A 7,763-nucleotide genomic window follows, 5' to 3' on the forward strand; every position below is an offset into this window, starting at 1 on the left:
GGTCAGCCGACGGTCGTCGTCGTCGGGCCGTCGCCCCCGGCCGTCGATGCCGACGCGTGCTCGGAACGTTCGGCGGCCAGCGCCAGCACGCGCTTGCGGACCAGGAACCAACCCCCGATGAGCACGGGGATGACCAGCAGGAACAGTCCGCACGTCGCGGTGCCGACCGGGTAGTCCAGGGCGATGAGCACGAGGATGCCGACCAGGAACAGTGCGGTGAGCAGGCCGGTGTAGGGCGCGCCGAACATCTTGAACGACGGCCGCTGCAGCTTGCCCTGCCGCGCCCACTGCCATAGCCGCAGCTGGCAGGCGACGATCGCCATCCACGCGGCGATCAGGCACAGCGAGCAGACGTTGAGCACGATCTCGAAGGCCTGCTCGGGGACGATCGCGTTGAGCCCGACGCCCAGCAGGGCGACCACACCGGTGAGCAGGATGCCGCCGAACGGCACGCCCGACTTGGTCATCTTGCCGGTCCAGCGGGGGGCGCTGCCGGCCGCGGCCAGCGAGTGCACGATGCGCCCGGTGGAGTACATGCCGGCGTTGAGCGAGGACAGCGCGGCGGTCAACACGACCAGGTTCATGATCGCGTCAACGCCCTGGACGCCGATCGAACCGAAGAAGGTGACGAACGGGCTCTCACCGGCCTGGTAGGCGGTGTACGGAAGCAGCAGCGAGAGCAGCAGGACCGAGCCGACGTAGAAGATGGCGATCCGGAAGATGACCGCGTTGATGGTGCGCGGCATGACCTTCTCGGGGTTCTTGGTCTCACCGGCGGCGGTGCCGACGAGCTCGATCGAGCCGTAGGCGAAGACGACGCCCTGGGTGACGATCAGCAGCGGCAGGATGCCGTTGGGGAACCAGCCACCGTTGTCCGAGATGAGGCTGAAGCCGGGGTCGTGCCCTTCGAGCGGGGTGCCGAAGATGACGAAGTAGGTGCCGATGAGCAGGAAGGCGACCAGCGCGACGACCTTGATCAGCGCGAACCAGAACTCCATCTCGCCGAACACCTTCACCGAGATGAGGTTCATCCCGACGACCAGGATCAGCGCCAGCAGCGCCCACAACCATTGCGGCACCGCACCCATGGCCGCGATGTACTTCTTGAAGAAGTTCATGTAGAGGGCCACCGCGGTGGTGTCGACGACGGCGATGACCGCCCAGTTCAGCCAGTAGAGCCAGCCGACGGCGAAAGCCGCCTTCTCACCGAAGAACTCGCGGGCGTAGGAGACGAACGAACCCGAGGACGGGCGGTGCAGGATCAGCTCGCCCAGCGCCCGCATGATCAGGAAGGCGAAGAACCCGCAGACCGCGTAGACCAGGACCAGGCCCGGGCCGGCGGTGTGCAGCCGGCCGCCGGCACCCAGGAACAGGCCGGTGCCGATCGCGCCGCCGATGCCGATCATCTGGATCTGCCGCTTGGTCAGACTCTTGTGATAGCCGGCGTTCTCGGCGACGAACTCTTCCTTCAGGACCGGATCGTCCGGCCCGGGATGATTGACGTGTTCGGCGACGGAGCGGGCTTCTTCGGCCGCGGAGTGGGGCATCGGAGCGCCTTTCGGGATGGGGGCCCGCCCGGGTCCGGGCGGGGCAGCACACAGGGCCGAGCGGGGTAGGGCACGGCCCAGCAGAGCGAAGCGGGGGAGATCGTTGGAGGGTCGACGAGACGGCGGACGGGCCGGACCGGGCGGGTCAGCCCTCGTCGCGGGCGCGACCGTCCGGGCGGGACCGGCCGAACCGGACCGGGGCGGACCAGGCGGGTGGGGCGGGCAGCCGCCACCCCTGATGGTGGGACAGCAGGGTCAGGCCGGCTCCGACCCCGGTGGCGACCAGCAGGCCGGCGGTGACCTGACCGGCGAGGTGGAACAGCACCATGGTCGCCGCGGCCAGCAGCGCCGGGGTGACGAAGAGGGTGTTGCCGCCGAAGATGGCCGGCACCTGGCGCAGCAGCACGTCCCGGACGACCCCGCCACCGGCTGCCGTGATCGCGCCGAGGGCGATCGCGGCGGGCCATTCCAGGCCCAGGCTCAACGCCTTCTGCGCGCCGACCGCGGCCCAGCAGCCCAGGGCCAGGGCGTCGAGCACCGGGAACGACCGTTCCCAGGCCCGGCCGCGGATCGGCACCAGAAAGGCCACCGCGGCGCCGACCAGCGCGGTGAGCACGTAGGTGTGGTCGACCAGGGCGACCGGAGTGCCCTTCTGCAGCAGGATGTCGCGGATGATGCCGCCGCCGAGACCGGACACCACCGCCAGGACGGCAAAGCCGATCAGGTCGAACCCGCGGGACCGGGCGAGTACCCCGCCCAGCAGGGCGTTGGCCAGCACGCCCGACAGGTCGGTGACCCGCAGGACGTGCATCGCCGCGTCGTTCATCGCCTCGCCGTTCGGGTGGGTCGGGATCCGGGTGCAGTGCTGTCGGCGCGGCGGGGTCAGACGGCCAGCTCGCGGGCGGCGACGAAGGCCGCGACGCACCGGTCGATCTGCTCGGGGGTGTGCGCGGCCGACAGCTGTACCCGGATGCGGGCCGCTCCACGCGGCACCACCGGGAAGCTGAACGCGGTGACATAGATGCCCTGGCGCTGCATCTCGTCGGCGATCCGGGCGGTCAACGCGGCGTCGCCGAACATCACCGGCACGATCGGGTGCTCGCCGGGCAGCAGGTCGAAGCCGTGCGCGGTCATCGCAGTGCGGAACTGGGCGGCGTTCTCCTGCAGTCGCTTGCGCAGCTCGTTGGAGCCGGCGACCAGGTCAAGCGCGGCCAGCGTGCCGGCGACCATGGCCGGGGCCAGGGTGTTGGAGAACAGGTACGGCCGGGCCCGCTGCCGCAGCAGCTCGACGATCTCGGCGTGCGCGGCGACGTAGCCGCCGGAGGCGCCGCCCAGGGCCTTGCCGAACGTGCCGGTGTAGATGTCGACCCGGTCCTGCACGCCGCACAGCTCGGGGGTGCCCCGGCCGTTCTCGCCGATGAACCCGACGGCGTGCGAGTCGTCGACGAAGACCAGCGCGTCGTACCGCTCGGCCAGGTCGCAGATCTGCGCCAGCGGGGCGATGTAGCCGTCCATCGAGAAAACACCGTCGGTGACCACGATCCGGAACCGGGCGTCCTGCGCGGCGAGCAGCTGCTGCTCCAGGTCGGCCATGTCGCGGTTGCGGTAGCGCAACCGGCGGGCCTTGGACAACCGGATGCCGTCGATGATCGAGGCGTGGTTCAGCGCGTCGGAGATGATGGCATCCTCGGCCCCGAAAAGGGTTTCGAAAACGCCGCCGTTGGCGTCGAAGCAGGACGGGAACAGGATGGCCTCCTGGGTGCCCAGGAAGCCGGCCAGCCGGCGCTCCAGCTCCCGGTGCTGCGCCTGCGTGCCGCAGATGAATCGGACGCTGGCCAACCCGTAGCCCCACTCGTCGAGTGACGCGTGGGCGGCGGCCAGGAGCCGGGGGTCGTCGGCCAGGCCGAGGTAGTTGTTGGCGCAGAAGTTCAGCACCGACTGACCGTCGGCGACGATCTCGGTGCCCTGCGGGCCGGTGATCGACCGCTCCCGCTTGGTCAGGCCGGCCTCACGGATGCCGTCGAGTTCGGCGGTGATGTGCTGCTGCAGTGCTCCGTACATGGGTCAGACCTCCGACCAGTCGAGGACGATCTTGCCGGTGCCGGCGGCGGCCGCGGCGGCGAATCCCTGCTCCCAGTCGCGGGCCGGGAGGCGGTGGGTGATCACCGAGGTGATCGCCTCGCGCAGCGCCGGGCTGGACTGGATCATGGCGCCCATGGCGTTCCACGTCTCGTACATCTCGCGCCCGTAGATGCCCTTGAGGGTGAGCATGTGCGTGACGACCTTGCCCCAGTCGATCGCGAACGGCTGCGCGGGCAGGCCGAGGATGGCCACCCGGCCACCGTGATTGAGGTTCTCGATCATCGACTGCAGGGCGGCCGGGGCGCCGCTCATCTCGAAGCCGACGTCGAAACCCTCGCGCATGCCCAGCGAGCGCTGCGCGTCGGAGATCGGCTGGTGGGCCACGTCGACCACCTCGTTGGCGCCCATCTTGCGAGCCAGGTCGAGCCGGGCGGCGCTGACGTCGGTGGCCACCACGAACCGGGCGCCGGCGTGCCGGGCCACCGCGATGGCCATCAGCCCGATCGGGCCGCACCCGCTGACGAGCACATCCTCGCCGACCAGCGGGAAGGACAGGGCGGTGTGCACGGCGTTGCCGAACGGGTCGAAGATGGCGCCGAGATCGGGGTCGATGTGCGCGTGATGCACCCAGACGTTGCTCGCCGGGACGGCGACGTACTCGGCGAACGCCCCGTCACGCTGGACGCCGACGCTGATCGTGCGGATGCACATGTGCCCCCGTCCGGCCCGGCAGTTGCGGCAGGAGCCGCAGACGATGTGGCCCTCGCCGGATACCCGGTCACCGACGACGACATCGCGCACGTCGGAACCGGTCTCGACCACCTCACCGAAGAACTCGTGGCCCGGGATCAGGGGGGCGCGGACCATTGAATCGGCCCAGGCGTCCCAGCGTTGGATGTGCAGGTCGGTGCCGCAGATGCCGGTGCGCAGGACGCGGACGATGACGTCGCCGGGTCCGGCGGTGGGGTCGGGACGCTCGGTGAGTTCGAACCCCGGTGCCCGTTCGGCTTTGAACAGTGCCTTCATGTGGACAAGTAGATGGCCCGACAACCATGAAGAGCAACCGGCTCTTTCTTCGGCATTGCTTTAGCACATGCTTCACCGATAGGTTTCCCATATGGACGTGCATCAGCTACAGATCCTGCGCGAACTCGGCGCCCTGGGCAGTGTTTCGGCCGTCGCCAAGGTGCTCAACGTCTCGCCGTCCGCGGTCTCCCAGCACCTGACCGCACTGCAGCGCAGCTTCAGCACGCCGCTCACCCAGAAGAGTGGTCGGACCCTGGCACTGACCGACGCCGGCCAGGTGCTGGCCGACGCGGGCGCCGAGGTGATCGATGCGATGGCGGCCGCCCGCACCGCGGTCGAGACGTTCGAGCAGTCGGCCGGCGGCACCGTCTCGGTGTCCGGCTTCCACAGCGCCGGGCAGTCCATGTTCGGGCTACTGCTGCAGGAGCTGGCCCGGTTGCCGACGGCGCCCGACGTCCGGCTGACCGACGAGGACGTGCCCCGGCAGGACTTCCCCGGGCTGACCGCCCGGTACGACCTGGTGATCGCGCACCGGCTGGACTACAGCTCGGCCTGGCCGGCGGCCGGCTTGCGCACCATCACCCTGGTCCGCGAGCCGCTGGACGTGGCCCTGCCGGTCGGCCATCCGCTCGCCGGCTGTGCCGAGCTGACCGCCGAACAGGTGGCCGGCGAGCGCTGGGTCACCACCCGCGGCGGCTACTCCCCCGACGACCTGCTCGACGCGGTGGCCGCGGTGGCCGGCCGGCAGCTCACCGTGGTCCACCGGATCAACGACTACGGCACGCTCAATTCGATCGTCGCCGCCGGCCACGCCATCGGACTGGTCCCCCGCTACACCTCGCCGCTGGCCGCGCCGGACACGATCGTGCTGCGCCCGCTGACCGGGATCGGCGCCAGCCGCACCATCGATCTGCTGACCCGCCCGGAGAACCTGCGCCGCCGCTCGGTGCGGGTGGTGGCGCAGGCGTTGAACCGGGTAGTGGCCCGGATCATCCGGGAGCGGCAGTGAGCCTAGAGCGTGTCTCCCTATCAGGAGCGCTTGGCTGACAGATGACCTTGAAATGGTTCGCGATGGTGTCTTCACAGACGACTTCTGGACGATCGTCGAGCCCGTGCTGCCGTCCTCGACGGGCCGCCGGGGCCGGCCGTGGGCGTGTCACCGAACAGCCTTAGAAGGTATCGCCTGGCGGTACCGCACGGGGTCCCCATGGCGAGACCTCCCGGACGAGTTCGGTCCCTGGCAGACCGTATGGAAATGGCATTTCCGCTGGTCGAACGACGGGACCTACCAGAAGCTCTTCGACGCCGCCCGGTCAGCAGGACTGTTCGGCGTCAGTGCCAGCGAGGAACTCGACCGCATCCTCTCGATCGATTCCACCGTGGTCCGCGCGCACCAACACGCCGCCGGAGCCCGCAAGACCAGCGCTGTTCCGGAGGACCTGTCGAAGCTCCCGGACACCACAGGGGGGCAGGTCGAACTACACGAATTCGCCCATTGAGCCTGTTGATCATGCCCTGGGCCGGTCTCGGGGCGGGTTGAGCACCAAGATCCACACGCTGACCGACGCAGGTACCCACCCAGTGACGGTCATCACTCACGCCCGGGCAGGCAGGTGACAACCCGCAACTTCAACCGCTGCTGGACCTCCACGAGAACCAGCGACTGCCCCGCCGTCGGCACCGGTTCCGGCTGCTGGCGGACAAGGCCTTCTCCCACCCGAACAGTCGAAAGGAACTGCGAAACAGGCGAGTCCCGCACACCATCCCGGAACGCACAGACCAGAAGGAGCGGCGAAAGGCCAAGGGTTCCGCCGGCGGTCGGCCACCCGCGTTCGATCCCAAGATCTACGCCTGCGGAACACCTTCGAACGCGGATTTCTCCGGCTCAAGCAGTGGCGGGGCATCGCCACCCGGCACGACAAGCACGCCCTGACCTACCTCGGCGGCATCACTCTCGCCGCCACCCTCATCCACCTACGAACGAATTAGTCGACAGGCTCTAGCCGCCGACTCAACGAGAGTCGCTGGGCGAGTACGCCCGGGCGGACAGTCGCCGGCATGTGAGCTTCTCCCGGCAGCCTCTGGTTCCGATTCGCCCCGGGCCCACCTTCGCGGGCTGGTACAGAAATGCCCTCGTCCAGCAAGATCTCCCGTTCGCGCTCATGTTCGAAATCTGTGTATCTAGGTGCCAATATTCTGGCTATGAAGCGGTCTCTGCGATAGAATCGAACGTATGTCGTCGATCCTCGAGGCCGCTGCCGTGTTCCTCGCGGCGCTGGCCGCGGCGGGCCTGGACGGGTTGACCGATCCGGAGCGGATCGATGAGCTGACCGCGTTGGAACGGGTGAAGTCGGCAGCGTTCGCCCGGCAGGCGCAGGTGACGGACGCGTTTGCCGGGTCGCAGCGGGCGTTGTTGGTGGCGGCGGGTTCGAAGCCGGGAGAGATCAGCCGGTCGGTGTGTGGGCAGGTCGGGTTGGCCCGGCGGGACAGCGCGCACAAAGGGAACCGGCATGTCGGGTTGGCTCGCACCCTGGTGCGGGAGATGCCCGGGGTGCTGGCCGTGCTGGCGGCCGGTGAGGCCAGTGAGTGGCGGGCCACGATTATTGCTCGGGAAACCGCGCACCTGTCGGTGGAGCACCGCGCACAGATCGATGCGGCGATCGCGAGCGAGTTGGCCGGGTGGGGTGATGCGCGGACCGAGCGGGAGGCCCGGGGGTGGGCGCAGCGGCTCGATCCGCACGGTGCGGCGGAGCGGGCGGCGAAGGCGGCGGTGGACCGGCGGGTCAGTATCCGGCCGGCGCCGGACTGCATGACGTACGTGACGGCGCTGCTGCCGATGAAGCAGGGCGTAGCGGTGTTCGGGGAGTTGCACCGCACCGCGATGACCGGTGCGGGCGACGGGGACGAGCACCGCTCCAAAGGTCAGATCATGGCCGACGCCCTGGTGGACCGGGTACTGAGGCCGGCCGAGGGGGCACCGATGGTGCCCGGGGTCGAGGTGCATCTGGTGATGACCGACCGGACCCTGGCCGACGCGGACGACGAGCCCGCCCACGTCGTCGGGGTCGGGCCGATCCCGGCGCCGCTCGCCCGGGACCTGGTCCGCGC

5 protein-coding genes and 2 pseudogenes are annotated in these 7,763 nt (G+C 69.5%); 3 read left to right on the forward strand and 4 right to left on the reverse strand.

Going from position 1 to position 7,763, the window contains the following annotated elements:
* Positions 1–2 precede the first annotated feature (2 nt).
* From ACILSK_RS20485 to tdh, 4 genes are all read right to left on the reverse strand, one after another.
* Positions 3–1,547 carry an amino acid permease gene (locus ACILSK_RS20485; protein ID WP_395729038.1) on the reverse strand — a complete coding sequence of 515 codons (1,545 nt, stop codon included), beginning with the start codon at positions 1,545–1,547 and terminating at the stop codon, positions 3–5.
* Between the two features lie 145 nt (positions 1,548–1,692).
* Positions 1,693–2,373, reverse strand: coding sequence for a trimeric intracellular cation channel family protein (locus ACILSK_RS20490; protein WP_395729039.1), 681 nt, complete (start codon positions 2,371–2,373; stop codon positions 1,693–1,695).
* 56 nt (positions 2,374–2,429) lie between these two features.
* Entirely contained in the window at positions 2,430–3,608 is a 1,179-nt protein-coding gene (locus tag ACILSK_RS20495) for a glycine C-acetyltransferase (RefSeq protein WP_395729040.1), read from the reverse strand.
* Positions 3,609–3,611: 3 nt separating this feature from the next.
* A complete protein-coding gene (gene tdh, locus ACILSK_RS20500) occupies positions 3,612–4,655 on the reverse strand; it encodes an L-threonine 3-dehydrogenase (protein ID WP_395729041.1) in 1,044 nt (347 codons plus the stop codon).
* A gap of 91 nt (positions 4,656–4,746) precedes the next feature.
* Between tdh and ACILSK_RS20505 the strand changes: the two genes are divergently transcribed.
* The 3 genes and pseudogenes from ACILSK_RS20505 to ACILSK_RS20515 all read left to right on the forward strand — a co-directional run.
* Positions 4,747–5,664, forward strand: a complete 918-nt coding sequence (locus ACILSK_RS20505; protein ID WP_395729042.1) for a LysR family transcriptional regulator — start codon at positions 4,747–4,749, stop codon at positions 5,662–5,664.
* A gap of 52 nt (positions 5,665–5,716) precedes the next feature.
* Positions 5,717–6,644 (forward strand): annotated as a pseudogene (locus ACILSK_RS20510) (IS5 family transposase).
* 244 nt (positions 6,645–6,888) lie between these two features.
* A pseudogene (locus ACILSK_RS20515) lies at positions 6,889–7,763 on the forward strand (HNH endonuclease); the annotation flags it as partial.

The sequence above is a fragment of the Nakamurella sp. genome (assembly GCF_044224575.1).
Taxonomy (GTDB): Bacteria; Actinomycetota; Actinomycetes; order Mycobacteriales; family Nakamurellaceae; genus Nakamurella.

Bases quoted from the DNA above. Each gene is read 5' to 3' on its own strand.
- ACILSK_RS20485 (WP_395729038.1), bottom strand. From the start codon at position 1,547: ATGCCCCACTCCGCGGCCGAAGAAGCCCGCTCCGTCGCCGAACACGTC.
- ACILSK_RS20490 (WP_395729039.1), bottom strand. From the start codon at position 2,373: ATGAACGACGCGGCGATGCACGTCCTGCGGGTCACCGACCTGTCGGGC.
- ACILSK_RS20495 (WP_395729040.1), bottom strand. From the start codon at position 3,608: ATGTACGGAGCACTGCAGCAGCACATCACCGCCGAACTCGACGGCATC.
- tdh (WP_395729041.1), bottom strand. From the start codon at position 4,655: ATGAAGGCACTGTTCAAAGCCGAACGGGCACCGGGGTTCGAACTCACC.
- ACILSK_RS20505 (WP_395729042.1), top strand. From the start codon at position 4,747: ATGGACGTGCATCAGCTACAGATCCTGCGCGAACTCGGCGCCCTGGGC.